Annotated in this window: 20 protein-coding genes, 1 tRNA gene, 1 pseudogene and 1 riboswitch; of the genes and pseudogenes, 15 read left to right on the top strand and 7 right to left on the bottom strand. The window is 57.5% G+C overall.

The genetic code is table 11. The annotated features are described in order from the left end of the window. The first annotated feature begins 6 nt into the window (after positions 1 to 6). From H0484_RS08220 to H0484_RS08200, 5 genes are all read left to right on the top strand, one after another. On the top strand, positions 7 to 432 hold the full coding sequence (locus H0484_RS08220; RefSeq protein ID WP_226954095.1) for a F0F1 ATP synthase subunit epsilon: 426 nt from the start codon (positions 7 to 9) through the stop codon (positions 430 to 432). Between the two features lie 187 nt (positions 433 to 619). After that, entirely contained in the window at positions 620 to 1,450 is an 831-nt protein-coding gene (locus H0484_RS08215) for a helix-turn-helix domain-containing protein (RefSeq protein ID WP_226954094.1), read from the top strand. Positions 1,451 to 1,452: 2 nt separating this feature from the next. After that, positions 1,453 to 2,523 (top strand): uroporphyrinogen decarboxylase, encoded by a 1,071-nt coding sequence (gene hemE / locus H0484_RS08210; RefSeq protein WP_226954093.1) that lies wholly within the window; start codon positions 1,453 to 1,455, stop codon positions 2,521 to 2,523. 336 nt (positions 2,524 to 2,859) lie between these two features. Then, entirely contained in the window at positions 2,860 to 4,962 is a 2,103-nt protein-coding gene (locus H0484_RS08205) for a primosomal protein N' (RefSeq protein ID WP_226954092.1), read from the top strand. Continuing rightward, positions 4,959 to 7,025, top strand: coding sequence for a UvrD-helicase domain-containing protein (locus H0484_RS08200; protein ID WP_226954091.1), 2,067 nt, complete (start codon positions 4,959 to 4,961; stop codon positions 7,023 to 7,025). Before H0484_RS08205 ends, H0484_RS08200 begins: the two co-directional genes overlap by 4 nt. Positions 7,026 to 7,111: 86 nt before the next feature. On the opposite strand, the gene H0484_RS08195 is transcribed toward H0484_RS08200, so the two are convergent. Continuing rightward, complete coding sequence (locus tag H0484_RS08195) at positions 7,112 to 7,306, bottom strand: hypothetical protein (protein ID WP_226954090.1); 195 nt, start codon at positions 7,304 to 7,306, stop codon at positions 7,112 to 7,114. Between the two features lie 205 nt (positions 7,307 to 7,511). Here H0484_RS08195 and H0484_RS08190 point away from each other — a divergent pair, with 205 nt between their 5' ends. Next, entirely contained in the window at positions 7,512 to 9,035 is a 1,524-nt protein-coding gene (locus H0484_RS08190) for a 3-hydroxyacyl-CoA dehydrogenase (RefSeq protein ID WP_226954089.1), read from the top strand. A 146-nt stretch (positions 9,036 to 9,181) separates the two neighbouring features. Here H0484_RS08190 and H0484_RS08185 read toward each other — a convergent pair. After that, positions 9,182 to 9,736 (bottom strand): annotated as a pseudogene (locus H0484_RS08185) (c-type cytochrome); the annotation flags it as partial. Between the two features lie 248 nt (positions 9,737 to 9,984). Here H0484_RS08185 and H0484_RS08180 point away from each other — a divergent pair. Next, a tRNA-Arg gene (locus H0484_RS08180) sits at positions 9,985 to 10,059 on the top strand. A gap of 16 nt (positions 10,060 to 10,075) precedes the next feature. Here the strand turns inward: H0484_RS08180 and H0484_RS08175 are convergent. Beyond that, a complete protein-coding gene (locus H0484_RS08175) occupies positions 10,076 to 11,752 on the bottom strand; it encodes an alpha/beta hydrolase (RefSeq protein WP_226954088.1) in 1,677 nt (558 codons plus the stop codon). Between the two features lie 102 nt (positions 11,753 to 11,854). Beyond that, positions 11,855 to 12,970 (bottom strand): GGDEF domain-containing protein, encoded by a 1,116-nt coding sequence (locus H0484_RS08170; protein WP_226954087.1) that lies wholly within the window; start codon positions 12,968 to 12,970, stop codon positions 11,855 to 11,857. Positions 12,971 to 13,126: 156 nt separating this feature from the next. Between H0484_RS08170 and H0484_RS08165 the strand changes: the two genes are divergently transcribed. Further along, on the top strand, positions 13,127 to 14,452 hold the full coding sequence (locus H0484_RS08165) for a sodium-dependent transporter (protein ID WP_226954086.1): 1,326 nt from the start codon (positions 13,127 to 13,129) through the stop codon (positions 14,450 to 14,452). A gap of 16 nt (positions 14,453 to 14,468) precedes the next feature. Here the strand turns inward: H0484_RS08165 and H0484_RS08160 are convergent, their stop codons facing one another. Further along, positions 14,469 to 15,062, bottom strand: a complete 594-nt coding sequence (locus H0484_RS08160) for an HdeD family acid-resistance protein (RefSeq protein WP_226954085.1) — start codon at positions 15,060 to 15,062, stop codon at positions 14,469 to 14,471. Positions 15,063 to 15,128: 66 nt separating this feature from the next. Further along, positions 15,129 to 16,700: a glutamate--cysteine ligase gene (gene gshA, locus H0484_RS08155; RefSeq protein ID WP_226954084.1), complete on the bottom strand. Its 1,572-nt coding sequence runs from the start codon at positions 16,698 to 16,700 to the stop codon at positions 15,129 to 15,131. A 125-nt stretch (positions 16,701 to 16,825) separates the two neighbouring features. Here gshA and H0484_RS08150 point away from each other — a divergent pair, with 125 nt between their 5' ends. From H0484_RS08150 to H0484_RS08125, 6 genes are all read left to right on the top strand, one after another. Then, positions 16,826 to 17,368 (top strand): hypothetical protein, encoded by a 543-nt coding sequence (locus H0484_RS08150; protein WP_226954083.1) that lies wholly within the window; start codon positions 16,826 to 16,828, stop codon positions 17,366 to 17,368. 45 nt (positions 17,369 to 17,413) lie between these two features. Next, positions 17,414 to 17,492, top strand: a riboswitch (SAM riboswitch). 31 nt (positions 17,493 to 17,523) lie between these two features. Further along, the gene (gene metX / locus H0484_RS08145) at positions 17,524 to 18,744 is read left to right on the top strand and encodes a homoserine O-succinyltransferase MetX (protein WP_226954129.1); all 1,221 of its coding nucleotides are present in this window, start codon (positions 17,524 to 17,526) and stop codon (positions 18,742 to 18,744) included. Beyond that, on the top strand, positions 18,741 to 19,388 hold the full coding sequence (gene metW / locus H0484_RS08140; protein ID WP_226954082.1) for a methionine biosynthesis protein MetW: 648 nt from the start codon (positions 18,741 to 18,743) through the stop codon (positions 19,386 to 19,388). The genes metX and metW overlap by 4 nt, the downstream gene beginning before the upstream one ends. A 12-nt stretch (positions 19,389 to 19,400) precedes the next feature. Further along, the gene (locus H0484_RS08135) at positions 19,401 to 20,657 is read left to right on the top strand and encodes a muropeptide transporter (RefSeq protein ID WP_226954081.1); all 1,257 of its coding nucleotides are present in this window, start codon (positions 19,401 to 19,403) and stop codon (positions 20,655 to 20,657) included. Between the two features lie 82 nt (positions 20,658 to 20,739). Continuing rightward, a complete protein-coding gene (locus H0484_RS08130) occupies positions 20,740 to 21,522 on the top strand; it encodes an exodeoxyribonuclease III (RefSeq protein ID WP_226954080.1) in 783 nt (260 codons plus the stop codon). A 192-nt stretch (positions 21,523 to 21,714) separates the two neighbouring features. Beyond that, positions 21,715 to 23,100, top strand: a complete 1,386-nt coding sequence (locus tag H0484_RS08125; protein ID WP_226954079.1) for a GGDEF domain-containing protein — start codon at positions 21,715 to 21,717, stop codon at positions 23,098 to 23,100. A 12-nt stretch (positions 23,101 to 23,112) separates the two neighbouring features. Here H0484_RS08125 and H0484_RS08120 read toward each other — a convergent pair whose 3' ends face one another. Then, positions 23,113 to 23,907, bottom strand: a complete 795-nt coding sequence (locus tag H0484_RS08120) for a DODA-type extradiol aromatic ring-opening family dioxygenase (protein ID WP_226954078.1) — start codon at positions 23,905 to 23,907, stop codon at positions 23,113 to 23,115. A gap of 106 nt (positions 23,908 to 24,013) precedes the next feature. On the opposite strand from H0484_RS08120, the gene pyrE reads away from it, so the two are divergent. After that, entirely contained in the window at positions 24,014 to 24,694 is a 681-nt protein-coding gene (gene pyrE, locus H0484_RS08115; RefSeq protein WP_226954077.1) for an orotate phosphoribosyltransferase, read from the top strand. Positions 24,695 to 24,754 lie beyond the last annotated feature (60 nt).

Below are 24,754 nucleotides of genomic sequence, written 5' to 3'. Positions count from 1 at the left end.
CACGCTATGGCCCATCTGAATGTTGACGTCGTCAGCGCAGAGGACTCGGTCTTCTCCGGTAAGGCGAAGTTCGTGGCGCTGCCTGGCGAGGCGGGCGAGCTGGGTATTTTGCCCGGCCACACGCCGCTCATCTCCCGTATCCGGCCGGGTACGGTCAAGATCGCTCTGGCCGATAGCGACGAGGAAATACACGTGTTCGTAGCGGGCGGCATTCTCGAAGTGCAGCCCGGCGGTGTAACGGTTCTGTCCGACACGGCTATCCGTGCCGAAGACCTGGACGAAGCCAAGGCCGAGCAGGCGCGCGCGCGCGCCGAAGAAGCCCTGCGCAACGCCAAGGACAAAACCGATGTCGCCGTTATGGAAGCCGAACTCGCCATGTTGGCGGAGCAGGTAGCTGTCGCACGCCGCTTGTCCTCCAAGCAACGTCGCTAGGACGGAAAGGCACCCAGCCGGGTGCGTGTTTCCCGACACCCAGAAACGGCCCTTCGGGGCCGTTTTTCCTTTGGGAAATGCGACTCAGTAAATGCCGATGTGTGGCTTGTGCGAATTGCCGGATTTCGTTTGGATTACTACGCTTATATCGAATGCCAACAACGATTCGATATAAGGAGGGTAAGTCATGAGGGAGCATCTGGATTGCGCGGTACTGGCAACACCAAGCAATGAGAATTACGTGGCAGGCCTGCCGGGTAGCCATGCGGGCGGCAGGCTGCTTATACACCTGCTGAAAGTAGAGGCAGGCGCAGAGGAAGGGCGTGCCTTGGCTTCAACCGCCATGAACTTACGCCGCTACGATGTGTGTTTGCTGCAGGTTCACCCGGCCAACCTGTCGTGGGTACGCACCAACCTGCAGGCTGCCAGGCCGCTACTGACTACGCCGGTCATTGCGATTACACGCGACCTGAGGGCGGCTGCACTGGACGACTTGCATAAGTTGGGGGTAGAGGATTTTTTGCGTGAGCCGTTTTGCGCAGAGGAATTGAGAGCGCGATGTGAGCGTCTGTTAGCCAGGCAGCAGGCCAAGGTTTACATCAAACATATTGAGTCAGACCCTGGCGGTTCTGCATTGAGTGTAGGCGAAGCCCATGTGACCTACCAAGAGGTGGGTGCTGAACATGGACAACACCCCACACTGGGTGCAAACAACATGCCGGTAAGTGTGCTTGAGTCTTACGCAGCGGCTGCGGCGGGTGAAAGCAGCGGTACGTCTTTAAGAGCGGCCAAAACGCAAATCGTAGAGCACTTTGAAACCGCCTATATCAAAGCCGCCCTGCATCGCCATCAAGGCAATATCGCCATGGCGGCGCGATCCGTGCAGAAGCACAGGCGTGCGTTCTGGGCGTTGATGCACAAATACAAAATAGACCCCATGCCCTACAGGGCCATGGGCCGCAACCTACCCATGCCTTGCGGCACGGGTAAAATGCCAGCGAACTTTTCTGAAGGATAACCGTGTCTTTCCCTAAGCTCCAAAACGATGTTTTTCTGCGCGCGTTGATGCGGCAGTCCGTGCCTTACACGCCCTTGTGGCTCATGCGCCAGGCAGGTCGTTATCTGCCTGAATACAAGCAAACCCGAGAGGCCGCAGGCTCGTTCATGGGGTTGGCGCAAAACCCCGAACTGGCATGCGAGGTGACTTTGCAGCCTTTGCGTCGCTTCGACCTGGATGCCGCGATTCTGTTTTCCGACATTCTTACGGTACCAGACGCCATGGGGCTGGGTTTGAATTTTCTGCCGGGTGAAGGGCCACGTTTTGCAAGGCCCTTGCGTACAGAGCAAGAGGTTCACGCTTTGCATGAGCCTGACTTGTCCAGTTTGCAGTACGTGTTTGACGCGGTCACCTTGATACGCAAAGAGCTGGGCGGCAAGGTCCCTTTGATAGGTTTTGCCGGCAGTCCCTGGACGATCGCTTGCTATATGGTCGAAGGCCAAGGTTCCAGCGATTATCGTCATATTAAAAGTATGTTGTATGGCCGGCCCGACCTTCTGCACCATATTCTGACCATCAACGCTCAGGCAACGGCGCAGTATCTTAATGCGCAGATACAAGCAGGGGCCCAGGCAGTCATGTTGTTCGATAGCTGGGGCGGCGTGCTGGCAGACGGCCTGTTTCAAAGCTGTTCATTGGCCTATACGCGTAAAGTGCTGGAGCAGCTGCAACCGGCCCCTGACGGCAGCAAGGTGCCCACCATCGTGTTTACCAAAGGCGGTGGCATGTGGTTGGAAGACATCGCTGCTGTAGGCTGTGATGCGATGGGCGTAGATTGGACGGTGAACCTGGCCAAGGCGCGTCAGCGCGTGGGTGACCGCGTAGCCTTGCAGGGCAATCTTGACCCCATGGTGTTGTTTGGCACGGAATCGGCCATACGAGCAGAAGCCAGACGGGTACTGGACGACTTTGGTGCGGTAGGGCAAGGCGGCCATGTGTTTAACCTGGGCCATGGTATTTCTCAGTTTACGCCGCCAGAGTCTGTCGCCATCTTGGTCGACGAGGTGCATAACCATAGCAAACGCCACCATTAAGCTGGTGGCCGGCCTAGGGGCAGCGCGGGCAAGCACACGGTTTTCAGCTACAGGTGAAACCAACTTGTGCACAAGCAGCGCTGCGCCGCAATAATTTTGAAATTTATCAGATACAGTATCAATAGATAAGATAAGTATTTGATATAAAGCATTTTTATTCAGGCATAACAATATTTCTCATAATCCTTGGGTTATATCCGATTGACTTCCAGGATATCTGTCCTCTTATTTTCCCCAAAGTTATCCACAGGCAGGGTAGGTGTTGTAAAAGGGATGTGGGGCTTGGTTTTCAACAGCATACTTAATAAATTACTTTAAGAATTGGCAGATTCACGCGTGGCGTCTTCTACGAACTCAGAGGGTGAGCTGACACCGGATAGTGCTTGCACGGTCTGGGTTCATGTTGCACTGGATGTACCGTTACAGGGTGAGTTCGTCTATCGCAGTAGCGTGCCGGTTCAGCCAGGTCAACGCGTCATCGTGCCTTTTGGCAATCGGCGCAAAGTGGTGGGTATGGCTGTAGCCTTGTTCGATGAACCGGGTATTGCCCCCGAACAAGTCAAAGAGATTGAGCAGGTACTGGACGACTTGCCGCCTATGCCAGCCGATTGGCTGCGTATGGCAGCCTTTGCGGCCGGCTATTATCAACGCCCCTTGGGCGAAGTCATGCTGCCGGTGCTGCCAGCCAGCTTGCGCAAAATCAGCGCCTATCAAGGTGAGCGTTCTGCAGGCGGGCCCGTGGCCCGTATTGATAAGCGCAAGGCGCGTGCCACCCCTGTCGTGCCGCCTCTAGCGGCCCCCAGGCTTAATGTAGAACAACAAGCAGCGGTGGACTATCTGGCAGGCCTGAGTGCTTTTCAACCCGTGCTGTTGCACGGTGTGACGGGTAGCGGCAAGACCGAGGTCTATTTGGGCGCCATGCAAGCGGTTTTAGAGCAGGGCTTGCAGGTACTGCTTCTGGTGCCCGAAATCAACCTCACGCCCCAGTTGGAGCAAGTCTTGCGTGCGCGGCTGGCGTCTTTACAGGCGGGGCATGAGTTAGCCGTCTTGCATAGCCGTTTGGCCGAGGGAGAGCGCTTGCGCGCTTGGTTGCAGGCGCAACGTGGCCAGGCCAGCGTGTTGCTGGGTACGCGCCTTTCTATTTTTACACCTATGCCCAAGCTGGGTCTGATCATCATCGATGAAGAGCATGATGCGTCGTACAAGCAGCAAGAGGGTTTAAGGTATTCCGCGCGCGATCTGGCTGTATGGCGTGCACGCGACCGCGACATACCTGTGCTGTTGGGCTCGGCGACCCCTTCGCTGGAAAGCTGGTTGCACGTGCAGCGCGCAAACTACCACAAGCTTAGCCTCACTCAAAGGGCCACAACAGTTACCTTGCCCGAGGTGCAGTTGGTTGACACGCGACGTTTGCGCTTGCAGCAGGGTTTTTCACCGCAGATGCTTGAGGCTATCGAGCAGCGTCTTGCCTCAGGGCAGCAAAGCCTGGTGTTCCTGAACCGTCGCGGCTATGCCCCGGTGCTGTCTTGCCATTCTTGTGGCTGGCTTAGCCGCTGCACGCGCTGCACGGCTTATATGGTCATGCATCGCCAAGGTGGGCCTCGCAATGAACTGCAATGCCACCACTGCGGGCATCGCTCACGCGTGCCGCGCGCTTGCCCAGACTGCGGCGATCAAGATCTTCAGCCCATGGGCCGTGGCACGCAACGTGTCGAAGAGTATTTGGCCGAACGCTTTCCTCAGGCCCGTATTGCGCGCATTGATGCCGACAGCACCCGGCGCAAAGGCAGTGCCGAAGCACTCTTTGCCCAGGTGCATGCCGGCGAGGTAGACATACTGGTGGGCACGCAGATGGTGGCCAAAGGGCACGACTTTGCCAAGCTGGGGCTGGTGGGGGTTCTGAACGCCGATGCCATGCTTTTTGCCCATGATTTCCGCGCGCCCGAGCGTTTATTTGCCCAGCTGATGCAGGTGGCAGGTCGGGCGGGGCGCCATACGCAAGGTGGGGCCGTCATGATACAAACCGATTACCCCGAGCAGCCCGTGTATCAGGCTTTGCGGCGCCATGATTATGACGGCTTTGCCGATTACGCTTTGCATGAGCGCGAAGAAATTGGTTTGCCTCCCTATGCCTATCAGGCTTTGCTAACCGCAGAGGCACGGCAGTTGGCCCATGCGCTGGATTACCTGCAACAAGCGCGCGATTGGCTGGCGAGCCAGCCCGAACTAGCGCAGGCCTATGAAGCTGTCATGTTGTACGATCCGGTCCCCCTGCGCATTGTCAGGGTTGCCAACGTCGAGCGCGCGCAATTGCTTGTCGAAAGTGTCAGTCGCCCTGTGTTGCAGGCGTTTCTGGCCGCTTGGATGCCAGTACTGGCGCAGCTGGGCACGGCCTGCCGCGTGCGCTGGCAACTTGAAGTGGACCCGCAACAAATATGAGCGCTTTCCCACAAACGCATGGGCATACTTTGCCTACGACTCTGAACGGCCCGCAACGTGCCGCCGTGCTGTATTTAAATGGCCCCTGCTTGGTGCTGGCAGGGGCAGGTAGCGGCAAAACACGGGTGATTACCCAGAAAATCGCCTATCTGTTGCGCGAGTGTGCCTATACGGCCAGGCAGATCGTTGCGCTGACCTTTACCAACAAAGCGGCTCGCGAAATGAGCGAGCGCGTACGCGAGTTGGTAGAGCCACGTATGGCCAAAGGCCTGACCATCAGTACCTTTCACTCGTTGGGTCTGCGGTTTTTGCGCGAGGAGGCCCAGGCAGTAGGGCTTAAGCCTTCGTTTTCCATCGTAGACGCTACGGATGCGCTGGCCATCGTTCAAGAGCTCTTGGCCACTACCGACAAGGCTCGTTTGCGCGAAGTGCAGCAAACGATCTCTTTGTGGAAAAACGCCCTGATGGACCCCGACGCCGCCGATAAATCGGCCAGTACGCCGGGCCAAGCCGAGGCGGCGCGCATCTACCGCAGTTACGACGCGACTTTGCAGGCCTACCAATCGGTCGACTTTGACGACCTCATCCGCTTACCGACCTTGCTGCTGATGCGTGATGAGACGGTGCGCGCACGCTGGCAGGCTCGCGTTAAATACCTATTGGTAGACGAGTATCAAGACACCAACGTGTGCCAATATCGGCTGATGCAGGCGCTGGTAGGTGACAGGGCCATGTTTACGGCTGTGGGCGATGATGACCAGGCGATTTATGCCTGGCGTGGGGCGACTGTTGAAAACCTGACCCAGCTTTCAAGTGACTATCCCTCGCTTGAACTGATCAAGCTAGAGCAGAACTACCGGTCGGTGCAGCGTATTTTGTCGGCGGCAAACCAGGTTATCAGCCACAACCCCAATGTTTTCAATAAGAAGCTGTGGTCCGATTTAGGACACGGGGAGCCCATACGCGTGACGGCAATGGATAACGACCAGGCTGAGGCCGAGTCAATAGCCATGCGCATTTCGGCTGAGCGCTTCGAGCGCCAGGCCCAGTGGCGGGACTTTGCGATTTTGTACCGTAGCAATCAACAGGCGCGCATCGTTGAACAGTCGCTGCGCAATCTGCGCATTCCCTACACGATTTCGGGCGGTCAGAGCTTTTTCGATAAAACCGAGATACGCGATGTGTTGGCTTATCTGCGCCTGCTGGCCAACGACGACGACGACCCTGCTTTTATTCGAGCGGTTACGACGCCCAAGCGAGGAGTAGGGCAGTCCACCCTGCAAACCTTGGGGCAATTTGCCGGCGAGCGGCAGTTATCGCTGTTTGCCTCGGTATTTGAAATCGGCCCCACCGAACGCCTGGCAGCGCGTCAACTTGAGCCCCTGCAGGTGTTCGCCACTTACATTCAGCGTTTGCAGCAAGAGGCCGCTCGTCCCGATGGCGGGCCCGCTGCGGGTGAAGCCTTGACTGGCATGTTGGAAGCTATCCAATACGAACGCTACTTGTACGACAGCTGTGAAGAACGTCAAGCGGCTACACGTTGGCAGAATGTGATGGAACTCGTGGCCTGGCTCAAGCGTAAAGCCGATGAAGATGGGATGCGTTTGCTGGACCTTGCCCAACATGTGGCGCTGGTGACCATGCTAGAGCGCGGTGACGATGAGGAACCGGATGCCGTCAAGCTCTCTACGCTGCATGCAGCCAAGGGGCTGGAATACCCCCATGTCTTCCTCATAGGTGTGGAAGAAGGCTTGCTACCCCACTTAGGGCGCGAAGAGGACGAGAACGATGGGCCTGACGCCGCCGAAACCTTGGTGCAGCGCGTGCAAGAAGAGCGGCGTTTAATGTATGTGGGAATTACACGTGCCAAGCGGTCTTTGCACATCAGTTGGTGCAAAAAGCGTCGCCGAGCCAGAGAAGACTTGATACGTGAACCTTCTAGGTTCATCGCGGAGATGGGGGAGGGGGCTGCGTCAACCGGGCCGGCTGACGAGATGGCGGGCCTAAGTCCTAAGGCCCGCCTAGATATGCTGAAGGGGTTGCTGGCGAAAAAAACCTCTTGAGTTTTTTCGGTGCAGAGGACTTGCCACTTTCAACACTGCTGGGTAATCGTTACCCTGACTCTGTCAGAAGACAGAGCGGAAAGAATTTAAGCGGCTTTGGTGCCAGCGTGGCGTTGGAAACGCAGCGCGTCGACGACCTTGACCGACAGCTTGGCTGCAGCATGGGCCGCAGCGGTAAACACGCCTTTCAGAGGCGCATTCATGTAGTGGTCCATTTCGGCTTGCAGCAGCTTGCGTTCGAGGGAGTCAGTCAAAACGATGGAGGAGGAAAGATTCTTCATGGCGACGACCTGTCTGATCTAAAAAACGGCTGAATTAAGCAATGAAGATATTCTAGGGTAAACCCTAGGTTTATGCAATATTTTTCCTGGGGTTTACCCTTAATTTGTGCCCGTGTTGTAAACATACACAAACGGTCGGGGTCCCGGCGTTTTATCATCGTCCTTTCGCCGATCAGCGCTGGTCGGCTTGTTCTGGAGCTCATCAATGAAGGATATCAATGTCATCGGCATCGTCGGAGCCGGCGCGATGGGGCGGGGTATTGCCCAGATTGCGGCTCAAGCGGGGCTGGAAGTGCGTCTGTACGACGTCAATGCGCAGGCTGTTCAGGCCGCGCGCGACGCATTGGCGCAAACCTGGGATAAATTGGTGGCCAAGGGCAAGATGCAGCCCGAAGTCGTTCAAGCTGCCCTGGCCCGCATCCAGGCTTGCACGGCCTTGCAAGACCTTGCACCGGCGCAGTTGGTGATCGAAGCCATCGTCGAAAGACTGGACATCAAGCGCGAGTTATTCAAACAGCTTGAACAGATCGTTGCCGAAGACTGCATCCTGGCTTCCAATACGTCTTCATTGCCCATCACCGCTATTGCTGCCGGCTGCGAACGCCCTCAACGCGTAGTGGGTTATCACTTCTTCAACCCAGTGCCCTTGATGAAGGTCGTCGAAGTCATCGACGGTTTGCGCAGTGATCCCGCCGTGGGCGATGCGCTGATGGCGCTTTCCCAGAAAATGGGGCATACGGCGGTACGCGCCAAAGACATGCCGGGCTTCATCGTCAATCATGCCGGTCGCGGCATGAATATCGAGGGCTTGAAAACGGCACAGGAAACGGTTGCCCCTTTTCATGTCATCGACGCCATCATGCGCGAGCAGGCCGGTTTTCGCATGGGCCCGTTCGAACTCCTGGATCTGACCGCCCTGGATGTCTCTCATCCCGTCATGGAGTCGATCTACGAGCAGTTCTATGACGAACCCCGTTTTCGCCCCTCGCCCATTACCGCCGTGCGCTTTGCCGGTGGTCTGCTGGGTCGGAAAACAGGCGAGGGTTTCTATCGCTATGTGGATGGCAAGCAGGAAGTCCCCGCCAGCGCAGCCGTGCCCTCGGCCCTTGATGGGCTGAAAGTCTGGGTGGCGCCTTACCATGCGGTAGGCCATGCGCGTGCCAAGGCGCTTTTCGAGAGCCTGGGTGTGCAGTGCGTCGCTGCCGAGCAAGCGCCCGACGATGCCCTGATCGTCGTAACGCCATTTGGTGAGGATACCGCTACGCTGATCAGCCGCCATAGTCTGGATGGCGCTCGTACCGTTGCTTTGGATACCCTGTTTGGGCTGGAGCAAGGCAAGCGGCGGGTGCTGATGTGTGCTTTGTCTACGGAAGACAAATGGCGTGATGCCGCCCATGCCTTATTGGCATCCGACGATACCCCGGTGTCCGTCATTGCCGACTCTGCGGGCTTCGTCGCTCAACGTATCGTCGCCAATATCGTGAACGTGGCCAGTGACATTGCTCAGCAAAACATTGCAACAGCCAAGGATATCGATTTGGCCGTCAAACTGGGCTTGGGTTACCCAGGTGGCGGGCCCCTTAGCCTGGGGCAGGCGCTGGGGGCAGACCTGGTGCTTGAAGTCCTGCGCAATATGCATGCCGTAACCGGCGATATGCGCTATCGGGCCAGTTTGTGGCTGCAGCGCCGCGTGCAGCTAGGTTTGCCGCTGCAAACCGAAGCGCGCTGAAGGCGATAGACGAAAAAACGCCACCCTCGAAGGTGGCGTTTTTTATGTGTGCCGGGCGCACATGAAAAAGCCGACCTTTATAGAGGCCGGCTCGTGTGTGGCATGCGTATCCGGCATGTGCGTGCCGGAAGGCTAGGCTTTTAGGGGGCGTTGTCCGCTGCGGCATCGCCTTCAGCGGCAGGTTCAGCTGGTTCTGGGAAGGAGCCGCCTGCTTGATTGGCCATGTAGACCACGGCGCGTTCGATTTCGAAGTCGCTGAGGGTGGGGTTGCCACCCTTGGGGGGCATGGCGCCCTTGCCTTCGAGAGCGACTTTCATGAGGGCTTGCATACCGGAGTCGATGAGCGGAGCCCAGGCTGCGGTATCGCCCGTTTTGGGTGCGCCAGCCACGCCTGCGGCGTGACAGGCGGTACAGGTGGATTCGTAGACTTGCTGGCCGGTTTTAAAAACCTTGGGTGCATTGGCATCGACCAGTGCAAAGCCCGCCACAGGCTTGATGCGCGAGGCGATGGCTTCGGGGGTGAGCGCCTGCGAACCCGCGCCTTGAAAAGAGCCGGACACCACCAGATTGATCAACAATAAGATGATAATGATGGGAACAATGAACGCCAGGATGATGGTAACGACCAGCTGCTTCGGGGTCTTGATGGGCCCTTCGTGTGCTTCGTTGTGCTTTTCTGCGTTGTCTGCTGTTTGGTTCATGTCTGAGTCCTGGATTCTTATGTCTTGCGGCCCTTGTTGCTTGCTATGCAATCGCTAGGTACTTGCTTTGTACCATCGGGTACGTGCAGTTTACTTGTGCTTAACTAATTTGAGACTCGCGTCGCGCGCTACGCCAATATAAGGTTTCGGGGCCGGTGCGCGTAAAGATTGCGATTATACCTGCTACTGCTAGGAAGGGCACCCTTGTACAGCACGCGAAGGCGAAGCGCGTTACAATACTGCGCGATGCGACCGTAGTTCAATGGATAGAATTAGAGTTTCCGAAGCTCTCGATACAGGTTCGATTCCTGTCGGTCGCGCCAATGCAAGCCAAGTAGATCACCCCCCTCGGTATTCATAACCTTCCCCTTGTGTGCTGCGTTGTCTCAGTAGCGCCTTTAGGGCATCCACCTTCTCCGGGGCCCACTCAACGCCGGTCACCTCCAGCCAGGCATTCAGATAATGCTCTGGTGCATACACATGTCCATACCCCATGGGAACCCCGTCTGACAAAGGCATGTCGATAAGCAGTTGCAACATGCTGACGACCGGATACCAACGCAGCAAGGGCGAGACATCAGGGGCCCTCGGTGCCTTCATCCAGTCTGCTTCGCGGTAGAACAAGCTTTTGTCGAAGAAGGTGATGGCGTCGCTACCGTATTGCAGATACACGAAACGCAGATTGCCCCAGGGCGAGGTATTGCCTTCGGGTGTTCCATGCTGGTTCATGAAGCGCACGAATCGTCCCTCTTGAAAAACCGGTAGCCATTCCGTCGACTCAGGGTTCCGGTCGGCAGTCAGGGAGCGCCATTTTTCGCTGGGGAAAGGGGGGCCGCTCCAGACGGCTCCGTCTATCGGGTCGCCTAGGACGTCGAAGAAGGTGATGGCGCGTTGTGAATTAAAAGCGCCTAGGCTTAGCCCATGAAGATAGAGCTTAGGGCGCTGATCAGCAGGGAGGGTTTTCCAATAGCGATATACGACGCGAAACAGGGCTTCCGCAGCGACTGCGCCATGCTCGGGTTCAAAAATCAAGGAAAGCGGGCTGTTTAAGTAGGAGTACTGCAACGCAACGCTTGCCACATTGCCGTTAAACAAAAACTCAAGCCCATCGATGGCGGAGGGGTCGACCCACCCGGTGCCTGTCGGGGTGATGATGACCAGCGCATCTCGCTCGAAAGCCTTCAGGGCAATGAGTTCTTCCAGCAGCAAGGCGGCACGCTCCTCGGGCGTGTCAGCGATCTGCAGGCCGGCATATAAGCGTATGGGCTCAAGCGCCGGCTGCTTGGTAAAAGCCGTGATTTCCTGCGCCGTGGGGCCGGAGGCTACGAACTCTCTTCCCGCCCGTCCGAGTTTGCGCCATTCCAGCCTCGACAGTTTGTTGCCCGCGCGCTCGGCCACTAGGGGTTGCGGACGATCTGGCTCTATCAGCGCATCAATTTGACGGAAGGAGCTATCAAGCATGTTGAAGGTGTATCGGACCAACACGCCGTTGGCGATAGTGTAGGTAAGCGCGATGGTGACTGCCGCACCGACAACAATGGAGATTCGGCGTGGGAAGCGTCGGTAGAGTTTGCCGGCTATGAGTTTTCCAAGCTTGATCAAGCCGCGAGCTATCAATAGAAGCACGCAAAAGCAGATGATGGCAATGAGGGTGACGCTGAGCGGGTAGCCACTCTCGACCGACTCCATCCCGACGGCATGGCGAACCGAGTTCTGCCAGTGCGCCGACTGATTAAGGGCCAGCACCATAATGAGAAGACAGATCGCAGCCATGATCAGACTGAGTATCTTCGTTAGCTGTTGCGTCAGGCTCGGAAGCTCTAGGTAACGCCATACGCTGCATAGCAGGACGCCGATGCCGTATCCCGCCCCGAAGGCGATCCCGGCGAGCACCCCTTGAACGACAAAGTCGCGCGGTATCAAGCTAGGCGTTAAAGATGCAGCAAAGCAAAGCGAACCAAGAATAAGGCCAAATCCTGATACGGATCGGCCCAGGGCCTGTAATCGGCTGATCATGATGAAGCGAGCTCCTGGGGGTAGATGTAGGCGTTTCTATCCGAACCATATCCGAAGAAGGCAACAAAGTCAGCAATGCGAAAGGCTGAATCCTGGGGCTACCTATGGCGTGTCGACGGCCACCACGCGATTGCGCGCTTGGCGCTTGGCTTCGTAAAGTCTATTGTCGGCTTCTCGGATGGCGGTTTCGAAATTTTTGCCAGGCTTAAGCATGGCTATACCTATACTGACGGTGTAGCGTATGGTGTTGCCTTCGTGATCTTGCAGGCTGGAGGTTTCCGTGCGGTGTCGAATGCGCTCGGCTAGCTCAAGCGCGGTTGGCAGATCGGTGTCGACCAAAACAGCCATGAATTCCTCACCGCCGTAGCGCGAAGCGATATCAGTGGGGCGCAAGGTTTGGCTCAGTTGCCGGGTGAAATGGCGTAAGACATCGTCACCGCTCATGTGGCCGTATTGGTCATTAATACGTTTGAAGTGGTCCAGATCCATCATTAACAGCGCTGTTTGGGACGTATCGCCACGCGTGCTCAGTTGGGTCATGGAGCGCATCAGGGCGCCACGGTTCAGCAAGCCGGTAAGCGGATCGTGAGTCGCCTCGCGGTGTAGGCGCAACATCAACGCCAATTGGAAGTAATTCGCCGTGACGGCGATGCTGAGCAGTGCGACCAGCAGCCATAAGTCTTGTATGCCCGCAGAAGTGAAGAGGATTTCTGAGCGATACAAGGCAAAAGCTTGAAGCACGAGCAGGCTTAAGCCCAACACGCTGGATTCGAGCAGCGTAAAGGGGAAGATCGCCAGCATGACCACCAGCATGTAAGGAATAAAGCTATAGCCTATAAGTGGTGGAGTGCCTTGAGGAATAACGGCCAGCAAAAGCGCGTAGAAGGCGGCAGGTGTGGCCAGCAGCAAGCCACAGGCAAGCAGAACGCGCGGCAGATGGTGCCGGGCATAGCGCGCCAGTAGCAGCACGACACCCAGCAAAACAGCCATCGCAATGCGGGCAGGCCATAGGTAGGGCAAGATGTCGCTGGGTAGCATGATCCAGTCCAGCAGCGACCAGAATGGCAGCAGCACCAGAAAAATCGTGCAAATCAGGGTGATGCGAGTGCGCAGGTACTCGTTGCGAACATACGCAAAATCACGTGAGTAACTGCGATGAGCCAAGGCATCGCGTAGCAATTCCAGAAACTTGTTTTTCAGCGTAAACAGACCAATCATGGCGACGTGGCGTCAAGTAGGCGGGAAGTGGTCATCAAAAGACTAGTAGTGTAGTCGGCGTAGCCCGCAAAACCCACTCAAATTCGCAAAAAAGAACGCTAACGACGCCAAACGTCGCTCTCTGGCACAATCGCTTTAGAGATCTTGGGGGCGGATATGGAAAGAACACGTTGGAGCTCCAGTTTGGGTTTTGTGCTGGCGGCTACGGGGTCGGCCGTCGGATTGGGCGCCATTTGGAAGTTTCCTTACGTCGTAGCACACCAAGGGGGCGGGGCTTTTCTGCTGCTTTATACGGCCTTAACCCTAAGCATAGGCTTGGGCTTGCTGCGTGTAGAGATGGCAATAGGCCGGGCAGCCGATGCCGGCGCTTACGGCGCTTTTCTACGCCTGGGTGGGCGATTATGGAGTCTGGTCGGGGCTTTGGCCGTGCTCGCCAGTGCTGTCATTCTTAGTTATTACAGCGTGGTAGGTGGGTGGACACTAGCCTATTTTTGGCAGGTGATTACCGAGCCCCTGGCACGCGATGGCGGCCAGTGGACGACAAGGTTTGCACAGCTGTCGGGCTCGGGGTGGGCAGCGTTCTTTTATCACGGCTTATTCATGCTGGCCACATTGACTTGCGTGGCCGCGGGTGTGCAAAAGGGCATAGAACGCCTTTCCAAGGTGCTCATGCCTTGCCTGTTCGTGATGATGTGCATACTGATCGTGCGAGGCTTGATGCTGCCCGGCGCTTGGGAGGGCGTATTGCGCTTCTTGATGCCCAACCTGAACGCGCTGGATGGCACCGCCTTGCTCAGCGCCCTGGGTTTGTCATTTTGGACCCTGTCATTGGCTATGGGGGTAATGGTCACTTATGGCTCTTATCTGCCATCGGGCGTCAATCTGGGTAAAGCAGCTCGCATGGTGGCGCTGCTGACGATGCTTAGTTGCGTGCTTAGCGGCCTGTTGGTGTTGCCACCTGCACACGCGTTGGGCCTGGGGGATAGCGCCGGCCCCGGGCTTACTTTTGTGACCATGCCTTTGGTGTTTGCCGAACTGCCGTGGGGAAATGCTTTTGGGGCGGTGTTTTTCGCCTTGCTCTTCATCGCAGCGCTGACCTCGTCGATCTCGATTCTCGAGGTCCCCGTTGCTTTTCTTATCGAAACTCTGAAGTGGCCGCGTCGCGCGGCAAGTGCTTGCGTGGCGGGTGCTTGCTATGCCTTGGGTATAGCGGCGTCGTTGAGTTTTGGCGAAAGGCCCACCCTGCAATTGGCAGGTAAGTCTGTCTTTGGATGGCTGGACTACTTGGCCAGCAATGTGTTTTTACCGGTAGGGGGCGTGCTGACCTGCTTGTTTGCCGCCTGGTGGGTGTGGCCGCGCCTGCGAGAGCAGTGGGGGGCAAGCGGCAAAGCCGGCCCCTTTGAATGGGTCAAGCGCATCGTGATAGGCGTATTCGCCCCCGCCGCCATGCTGTGGATTTTGTGGCAAGGCTTGGCGGCGTAAGGCGTGCGGAGCTGGCTTAAGAGGTGGCCCTACGGTCGTGGCCACGGCGCAGTGCTACGCCTAGGAACAGTAACGTCCAGCCTTGAAAAGCCAAGTCGATAGCCAGCAGCAGGCCAAGTATCCAAAGGCTGTTTTCAGGCCAACCTGCGGCAATCAGCAAGCCTGCCAGTAAAGAGATAAGGCCAGAAGCTGCCAGCCACTGCCATCCCGATTGGCCGCGATTGTTGAACCACACCCACAGGCGGAAGGCGCCTGCAGCGATCAGGGTTGCACCCAGAATGAGCGTGATCATGGCGGCCCCGGTAATGGGGAAGACAATGGCAATGAGGCCGGCAGCCACGTACAACAGCCCGCTGAGGCTCCAGAACACGAAGCCAGGCCAGCCTTTATCAACGCGCCAAGCATGCACCAGCTGGCCGATGCCGCCGATAAGCATGAGGATGCCCACGTAAAGCACGCTGACCAGTGTTGCACTGATGACATAAACGGCTGCGATCAGGCCTAGTATCAGCAGGACGATACCAAGACCGACGAACCAGCCCCAGCGAGCGCCCATGGCGTGTAGGGTGTTGGACAAGGCTGGACTGGGATTGAGCGGTGATTGCGTCATGGCGTCTCCTTGAGTGATACGAAGTGTTTGCCACTGTAACGCAGCAAGCAGACAAGATAAAGACAATCAGGCCGCCGGCGGCAGCGCCAAGGCAGCGTGAAACTGAGCGACGTATTCGTCGAAGCTTTCCGCATCAGAAGCCTCGAGCCGCTGTTGCTCGGTCAGTGAGTGCTTGGCGGCTTCGTCCATTTGGCGCTCAAGTGACGGCGGCAGCGCTTGATTCAACCAATGTTGGTGATGCGCCTGGCTTTTGGCCAGCGTGAAATCATGCAGACTGAGTCCAGACTCGCGCAAATCGCGCAGCAGGCTTGCCGAAGGTGTGAGTTCAACGTCGCGCAGCTTGTCGATTTGTACCTGCAGCGCATGGGCATGAGACTGGCTACCCTCGGTTTGGTCTAGCAGCTGAGCGTAGGGCTGCATGCGCTCAAGCAGCTCTATCCCCCAGTCTTGCAGACTGACGGACTGACCTTGGCGAGCGAGCATCAAGCCGGGTTGACGGCCTTCGCGGCAAACCAGACCAAAGTTGTGTTGGCTGTCTTGGCAAAAACCATTCTGGGAAAAGAACGGGCTGGGGTCGACGGTACAGAACAGCAGGAAGGTATCGATGAAGCGGGCGGTTTGGCCGGAGAGGCCGGCGGGGCTATAGGGGTCGATATCCAGGCAACGGATTTCTACGTATTCCACACCTCGGGTGGCCAATGCGGTGGCCGGGCGCTCGCCACGTTGGGTCGTGCGCTTGGGGCGAATGCTGGAGTAGTACTCGTTTTCGATTTGCAGAACGTTGGTGTTCAGCTGTATCCACTGGCCGTCTCTATGCGTGCCTATGGCCTCGTAGGCAGGCCAGGGTGTGGTAACCGCCCTGTGCATGCGCTCGACGAAAGTTTCTATGTCGTTATAGCAAAGCTGCAGGTCGGACTGGGCCTTGTTGCTGTAGCCCAGATCGCTCATGCGCAAGCTGGTGGCGTGGGGCAGGTACAGGGTGTCGTCGTCTAGTAGCTGCAGGCCGTGGCCGTTTTCAGGCAGGAAACTGCGCGACACGGCCGGCGAGGCGCCGAACAAATACATGATCAGCCAAGCGTAGCGTATGAAATTGCGTATCAGCCCCAAGTAGCCTTTGGATCGGCGGTCTTGAGTCGTGTCGCCTGGGGTTTCCAATACCTGCCAGAGATCGTCCGGCATGGAAAAGTTGTAGTGCACACCGGCAATGCATTGCATGGCCTTGCCATAACGCTCGGCCAGGCCGCGACGGTAAACGTGGCGAAGCATTCCCGAGTTCGACGTGCCATACCAAGCGATGGGGATATCTGCCTCGGGTGGCAGATGAGCGGGCATCGATTGGTTCCAGATGATCTCGCCGTCAAGCCGCTGCGCGGTGTAGCGATGAATATCGCTCAGCTCGGCCAGCACATCGGTGACGCTATGATGCGGGCGTGTGATCAGCTCGAGCAAGGCCTCGGAATAATCGGTGGTGATGTAGGGGTTGGTCAGCGTGCTGCCCAGCGCGCGCGGATGCGGCGTCATGGCCAGATTGCCATTTTGGTCGGTGCGCAAGCCTTCTTTTTCTATGCCCCGCTGGATAGCGGTGATCAAGTGCAGATGCTCGGCCAAGCGGGCAAGATGTGGGGGTGTGGATGTCATGGGGCTTGTAGGGCAAGGAATGCTGTTTTTCGCGGATTTTACCCGAGGCCAATAAAATGGCGGTTTCTTGGAAGTCAGCGTTGCGGTAATAAGGCACGACTATCCGGTTGGCAAGGCGGAGAAAGATGAAGGCAGGATGGGCAATGCGCGCGTGGGGTCGTCTGGGGATAGCGGTTTCGCTGTTGCTGTTGATGGGCTGTTCGCCCGACTATAACTGGCGCCAAGTGGCGGTTGCCGACGGGCGCGTAATGGCTTTGTTTCCGGCCAAACCCGCTACCGAGCAGCGTGATTTACCCTTCGAGGGCGGGCAGCAACCTTTTATCATGACGCAGGCGCAAGTGAATGAAAACCTTTTTGTGGTGGGCTATGCCCCTTGGGGGCAGGGCGGCTTGAGTAGCACTGCCGAGCGCGAACGGTTCGGGCACGAGGTGCTGCTGTCGCTATACAGAAACTTGGGGGTGGCGGCCCCCGAAACCCTGCCCCTGCCGGGCGAGCGCTTCACGTTGCGCGGGGGGGCTGAAGAAACCCTGCAAGTGGTGGGGCATATCTGGCTGACGCCGCACGGCCTGCTAGAAGGCTTGGTACTGGCGCCGGATGAACTTTCCAGCGAACACATGTCCGTTTTCTTCGAGGCGCTGGAAAAAGGCGTGGGTGGCGTTTTGCCTTAGGGGCGGGCCGGCTTGACGACGTTTGGTGCTAGAATAAATCCAACCATTTTTTCCGGCGCCGATTTGCTTGATCTGCTTGCGGGCGCCTCATAAATCCAGCTAAAGAGGTCCGTGCCTTGAATCAGCCAGACGCTCCCTCATCGTCATGTGTCGCCATTGCGGCACAATCTGCCCCCACCGCTTCTGTCGGCGACGCTTCCGGCTCGGTCGGCGTGGTGCAGCCTTCCTTCATTACCTTCAACAACCCACTGCCTCTTACCAGCGGTCAAGTGTTGCCCTCGTACGAGCTGGCAGTTGAAACCTATGGCACCCTCAACGAACAGCGCAGCAATGCCGTGCTGGTTTGCCACGCTTTGAATGCCTCACATCACGTTGCGGGCGTTTACGAGGGGCAAGCCAAAAGTGAGGGTTGGTGGGACAACATGGTGGGCCCCGGTAAGGCCTTAGATACCGACCGCTTCTTCGTTATTGGCGTCAATAATTTAGGCTCCTGCTTTGGCTCTACTGGGCCGGCCAGCCTGCGACCGGGTACCGAGCGCCCATGGGGGGCGGATTTTCCTGTGGTCACCGTCGAAGACTGGGTGCAGGCGCAGGCGCGTCTGGCAGACCATTTCGGCATAGAGAAATTTGCGGCGGTCATGGGCGGTTCTTTGGGGGGGATGCAGGCCATGTGCTGGGCTATTGACCACCCCGAGCGTGTCGGCCATTGCATAGTGGTGGCCAGCACGGCGCGCCTGTCTGCCCAGAATATCGCTTTCAACGAGGTGGCGCGCCGCGCTATTATTTCCGACCCCGATTTTCACGGCGGTCACTATTACGAACACGGCGTTGTGCCGCGCCATGGTTTGTCAGTGGCGCGCATGATAGGCCACATCACCTATTTGTCTGACGACGATATGGCCGTCAAATTCGGTCGTACGCAGCGCGCGCCTGCCGAGAATGGCGAGTTCCATTACGGCTATGGCGTAGAGTTCGAAGTCGAGTCCTACCTGCGCTACCAAGGCGAAAAATTCTCTACCTATTTCGACGCCAACACTTACTTGCTGATTACGCGCGCCCTAGACTATTTTGACCCGGCACGGCGTCATGGCGGCGACCTGGCTCGTGCTTTGCAGGCCGCACAAGCCAAGTTCTTGTTGGTTTCGTTTACTACCGATTGGCGCTTCCCGCCCGTGCGCTCGCGCGAGATCGTGCAAGCTTTGCTAAAAAACCAGCGACCAGTTAGCTATGCCGAAATCGACGCGCCCCATGGTCATGATGCATTTTTGCTCGAAGACCGGCGCTATCACGCGGTGGTGCAGGGCTACTACGACCAGATTGCACTAGAGCTGGGCTTGCCCGCCAGGCAACGCGTAACGGGGGTGCTGGCATCATGAGCAAACGTATTCATCGCTACGCTGCGCCCGAGGCGCAAGTCGAACAAGGGCGGCTGCGTTCCGACCTTGAACGCATTGCCAACTGGGTAGAACCGGGCTCTCGGGTGCTGGACCTGGGTTGTGGCGACGGCAGTCTGCTGGCGTATCTGCGCGACCATAAAGACGTGGATGGTGTGGGGGTTGAAGTCGACGACGAGCGCGTGATTGCTTCGGTGCGTCAAGGTGTGCATGTCATTCAGCAAAACCTCGAAGAAGGCCTGGCGCTTTTCGATGATCAGCAGTTTGACACCGTTGTGCTGTCGCAGACGCTGCAAGCCATGTTGCACACCGAGCATATCCTGTCGGAAATGGCGCGGGTGGCTAAGCACGGCATCGTCTCTTTTCCGAATTTCGGTTATTGGCCACACGGATTTTCCATCTTGCGCGGGCGCATGCCTGTTACGGGTCAAATGCCTTACCAGTGGTATGACACACCCAATATCCATTTGTGCACCTTGCGCGATTTCGAAAATTTGGCCGCAAGCATGAACCTGCGCATCACGCATAGGGTGGCTTTCAATGGTGCGCGTGAAATCGGTTTCCTGCCCGGGTGGCGCAGTACATTGGCGGTGTATCGTTTTGCATCGCCACATGGCGTGCGTTAAACCGGAGCCCGCATGAGTACAGGCACTAATCGACGTGGGGTGGGCGTTTACGCCAGTCCCCGGGTGTACCCATTGTTGCTCTTGGGGTTCGCCAGCGGATTGCCTTTGGCGCTAACCGGCGGCACCTTGCAGGCCTGGGCCACCGTCGCCGGTGTTTCCTTGCAAGAAATCGGCTTTCTCACTTTGGTGGGCACCGCCTACACGCTCAAGTTTTTATGGGCGCCATTGGTTGACCGTTATGCCTTTCCTTTGCTGGGGCGACGGCGCGGCTGGATACTGATCAGCCAGCTGCTGCTTGCGGTGCTCATTGCCTGCATGGGTATGCTCGATCCAGGCAATCAACTGATGTGGCTGGCCTTGTTGGCGGTGCTGGTAGCGTTCTGGTCGGCTACGCAAGACATTGCTTTCGATGCCTACAGCACTGACGTGCTGCGCGACGAAGAGCGCGCCGCCGGCGCGGCTTTGAAGGTAATGGGTTACCGCTTGGCCATGATTGTTTCCGGCGGCTTGGCTTTGGTTATGGCGGGCTCTTGGCTGGGTTGGCAGAACACCTACATGCTGATGGGTGGGCTGATGGCTCTTTGCGCCTTGGCCACCTGGCTGGCCCCCGAGCCCGAACATGTTGCCCGTGCGCCGCGTACCTTGGCGTTGGCAGTGGTAGAGCCCTTAAGAGAGTTTTTTTCGCGTCCGGGGGCTTGGGCGCTGCTCTTGTTGATTGTCCTGTACAAGCTGGGCGATGCGTTTGCCGGCGCTTTGTCGACGACTTTTCTGTTGCGCGGGGTGGGTTTCAGCGCCGAAGAGGTCGGCATGGTCAACAAGGTATTTGGCTTGGCAGCCACCATACTGGGGGCGTTGGCGGGTGGTGCGTTTATGGCGCGCATAGGCTTGTATCGCTCCTTGATGCTGTTTGGCCTGCTGCAGGCAGTGTCCAACTTTGGATATTGGGTGCTGGCTGTTACGCCACAAAACTTGCTAAGCATGGGTGCCGTGGTGGCGCTAGAGAATATCTGTGGTGGCTTGGGCACGGCGGCTTTCGTAGCGCTGCTGATGGCCTTGTGTAAACAGCAGTTTTCCGCCACGCAGTTTGCCCTGCTGTCGGCCTTGTCGGCGGTCGGGCGCACGTATCTTGCGGGCCCGCTGACGCCTCCTTTGGTGCAGTCCATAGGCTGGCCGGGTTTCTTTGTGCTTACCGTGTTCATCGCCTTGCCGGGGCTGGCTTTGCTGTGGTGGATGCGTTCAACCGTGAAGAGTCTGGACGCGGGTAGCTGATGCCACGACAGAGCGGGGTATGCCGTTCACGCCCAGGCGCTTGGGTTAGTATTGACTCTTTGTTCCAGGAGTATTCTTCGTCATGCTGCGTGTTGTTTCCGCCAATCTGAACGGCATACGTTCTGCCTTTCGTAAAGGCTTTCAGCCCTGGGCAGTAGCCCAGCAAGCGGATTTCATCTGCATGCAAGAACTCAAAGCTCAGGCAGGCGACATGACGCCCGAGATGTCCGCGCTGCCTGGCGGTTATGGCTTCTTTCATTATGCCGAAAAGAAGGGCTATAGCGGGGTGGGCATATACACGCCGCACGAGCCCAAGGCCGTCAAAGAAGGCTTGGGCGTGCCCGAGATCGATGCCGAAGGCCGCTACCTAGAGCTGGTGTATGACAAGCTGGTGGTCATTTCGCTGTACTTGCCCTCGGGCTCCAGTGGCGATCATCGCCAAGAAGCCAAGTTTCGCTTCATGGAAAGCTTCTATGGCCATTTGGCCGAATTGTTCCAGCGCGGCTGCCAAGTGGTGGTGTGCGGCGATTGGAACATCGCCCATCAAGAAATCGACCTGAAGAACTGGAAGGGAAACCTGAAGAACAGTGGCTTCCTTCCAGAAGAGCGTGCCTGGATGAGCAAGGTATTGGGCGAGCTGGGATGGGTGGATGTTTACCGCCACTTGCACCCCGAAACCACAGGCGATGCCTACACCTGGTGGAGCAACCGGGGCCAGGCTTGGGCCAACAACGTGGGGTGGCGCATAGATTATCACCTTGCCACGCCCGAGTTGGGGCGCAGCGCCAAGCGCGCGGCTATCTACAAAGACGAACGCTTCAGCGACCACGCACCCCTGACAATAGATTACGACGCGTCGTTGTAGGCACGCATAAAAGGCCGGCCACCGCGTATTTGAAGTTCCGCCTCTTGAACTTGATATGTGGGCGCGCCTTGGCCTGATGGAGCAGGCCACCGACAAAGAACCGCTTTTTCACTAAAATGAAAAAGCCGTCCTCGTATCTCACCAGCTCGTCGTGTTTCGAGTGCCTAAGCACGAAAAATTAGGTCTTTTCATATGTCTTCTACGCAGGATAAGCAGTATGCACAGACTTGGACCGCGTTGCTTAACCGCTACCCTGTCGAGCTTCTCGAGCAACTGAACAATCTGACCTTGAAGTGGCAAAGTGATCTTGCCGATCACTTCTACGACCGCTTGCTGAAAGACGAGGCGGCTGCGCAATTGATTTCCCATGAACAAGTGCGTACTCGCCTTCATGCTTCGTTGCGGCGATGGGTGGGCGGGGTTTACGGTGCCAGGGCGGGAGACGACCTGACAGGCTTGGTCAGTTTGCAGCGCCAAGTGGGTGTGGTGCATGCGCGTATAGACGTGCCCGTGCACTTGGTGTTGCGTGCCGCGTACAGCTTGAAAGACAAGTTTGCCGAGTTGCTGCACGAAAAATCCGGCTTGCCCAGAGTGAAGCAATTTGAGTTGCTACAGGTGATGCAAGGCATCATGGATTTGACCATGGAGATCATGAGCCACGCATACGCCACCTCGCATGATCGCAACAGCCGCGCCCAGGAAGCCTATCGCCTGTTTGCCGTGGTGCAAAATGTGGCTACCGAGCGTCAACGTCAGCGGGCCGCCCTGCTCGATTGGGAGAACCGGGTGATGTTCGAGTTGGCGATGGGGGCGCATGCTACGCAGCTGCCCCGCATCGGTGCCAGCGATTTCGGTTTGTGGTTCCGGCACAAAGGGGCGCATGCGTTTCAGGGTACCGAAGAGGCCCAGCTGATACAGGCCTCCATAGAGCGTATCGACCGCGAATTGCTGCCTGTAGTGGTCAAGCAAACCAGCGAGTCGGACGTCTCCGAGCGCATGGGTCACTTGCGTGAGTTGCGCGACGAAGCGCAAGCCATCGCCTTCAGGCTGGATGTGCTGTTCCGGCAAACCAACGAGCTTGAAGCAGGGCGGGATGCCCTGACACGTTTATTGAACCGCAAGTATCTGCCTGTGGTCATGAACAAAGAAGTGGCTTTTGCCCGGCAGCACGACATGACGTTTGCCGTGTTGGTCATAGACGTAGATAACTTCAAGCGCATCAACGACAGCTACGGTCATGATGCCGGCGACTTGGTGTTGCAGCAATTGGCCGTGGTGCTCAGCAACAGCTGTCGTGCAGGCGACTATATCTTCCGTCTTGGTGGCGAAGAGTTCCTGATGCTCTTGGTGGATATCGGCCACGACGATGCGTATAAAGTGGCTGAAACTGTGCGCCAGGCCGTGGAACACGAGAGTTTTCGACTGTCTAATGACTTAAGTTTGCAGGTAACGGTAAGCGTGGGCTTGGCCTTATACGATGGCCACCCCGATTATCAGTTACTGATGCGTCGCGCCGACGATGCGCTCTACCAAGCCAAGCATGACGGCCGCAATCGTGTCATTGCGGCCAGTGTCTGATGCGCCTTGGGCTTAACCGAATCGAAAGCTTGACGCGGTAATACCGGCAAACAGCCCCTTGTCGTGATAAACACAGGTGGCCGGGTCGTGCTCGGCTGCGCCAGCCGCTACCATCAGGGGGATAAGGTGGTCTTCGCGCGGGTGCGCCTGCCGGGCGGCGGGGGCTTGCTCCCAATCGAGTAGTTGTGGAATACGCTCGTCGATAGGGCCTTGAACCACTACCTGTTGCAGCCAGGCGTCGAACTGTGCCGAGGGCAATGCCCCGATGCTGCGTATTTCTCGAAGGTTGTGATAGCTAAGCCCACTACAGACAATAAGCACGTTTTCGTCGCGCAGCGGCGCCAGCGCTCGACCGATGGCGACGTGCAAAGCGGGGTCAAAGTGTTTTTCGATGGAAAGCTGGGTGACCGGGATGTCCGCTTCGGGGTACATGACGTACAAGGGCACGAAGGCGCCGTGGTCGAAGCCGCGCTCGGCATCTTCGTGTACGGGGCCTATGGATTGCAGCAACTGGCTGGTGCGTCTGGCCAGTTCAGGGCTGCCCGGTGCCGCGTAGCGAATCTTATAGGTGTGCTCGGGGAAGCCGTAATAGTCGTACAGCATAGGCGGCTGGGGATGCGTCATGACGGCCAGCGCACCTTGGGTTTCCCAGTGGGCCGAGATCATAAGGATGGCGTCGGGGCGACGGGGTAACTGAGAGGGCATGGCCCGCAAGGACTCGGTCAGCAAGGCGTACATGGCCTGGGCTTCGGGCATGTAGGGCCAAGGGCCACCGCCGTGGGAAACGAAGTAAACAGGTTGGGTCATGGGGGTGGTCTTTAAGTGGATAAGGGCCTGGCTTGAAGTTGCCGGACGAGCAGGCCTTTTATGAACGATAATACGGGTTCTGGAATTCCCCGTTTAGAACTGATCCATGGCTGATAATTTACACGCTCGTACTGATTTTGTCCGTTTTTCGCTAGAGCAAGGCGTTTTGCGATTCGGTCAGTTCAAGGTCAAATCGGGGCGCGTCAGCCCGTACTTCTTCAATGCCGGTTTGTTCAATTCCGGTGTGTCGGTTGGGCGCCTGGCTACCTTTTACGCACAAACCTTGGCCGCTTCCGGTGTCGAGTTCGACATGCTGTTCGGCCCGGCTTACAAGGGCATACCGCTGGCTACCGCCACAGCGGTGGCCTTGGCCTCCCAGCCTTCCATGCAAGACCGCTCGATTCCCTTTGCCTTTAACCGCAAAGAAGCCAAAGACCACGGAGAAGGGGGTGTGCTGGTGGGGGCGCCGCTGCAGGGGCGGGTGGTCATCATCGACGACGTCATTACCGCTGGCACCTCGGTGCGCGAGTCTGTCGAAATCATCCGTCATGCCGGGGCTCAACCGGCTGCCGTGCTTATCGCGCTTGACCGCATGGAGCGCGCCGGCCCCGATGACGCCCTGTCGCCGCATTCGGCAGTGCAGGACGTTGCCAACAACTACGGCATCCCGGTGATCAGTATTGCTTCGCTGGACGATATCATGGCCTTGCTCCAGCACGACGAGCAGTTCAGCGAACACCGCGAAGCGGTGGCGGCTTACCGTAATAAGTACGGTGTGGTGCGCTGAGCCAGGCAAAAAATAAACCCCAATGCTCAAAGCACCGGGGTTTAACAAGACACTGAATCA

The sequence above is a fragment of the Mesopusillimonas faecipullorum genome (assembly GCF_020539505.1).
Lineage (GTDB): Bacteria > Pseudomonadota > Gammaproteobacteria > Burkholderiales > Burkholderiaceae_B > Mesopusillimonas > Mesopusillimonas faecipullorum.
This window is presented reverse-complemented; position numbering and strand designations above follow the sequence as displayed.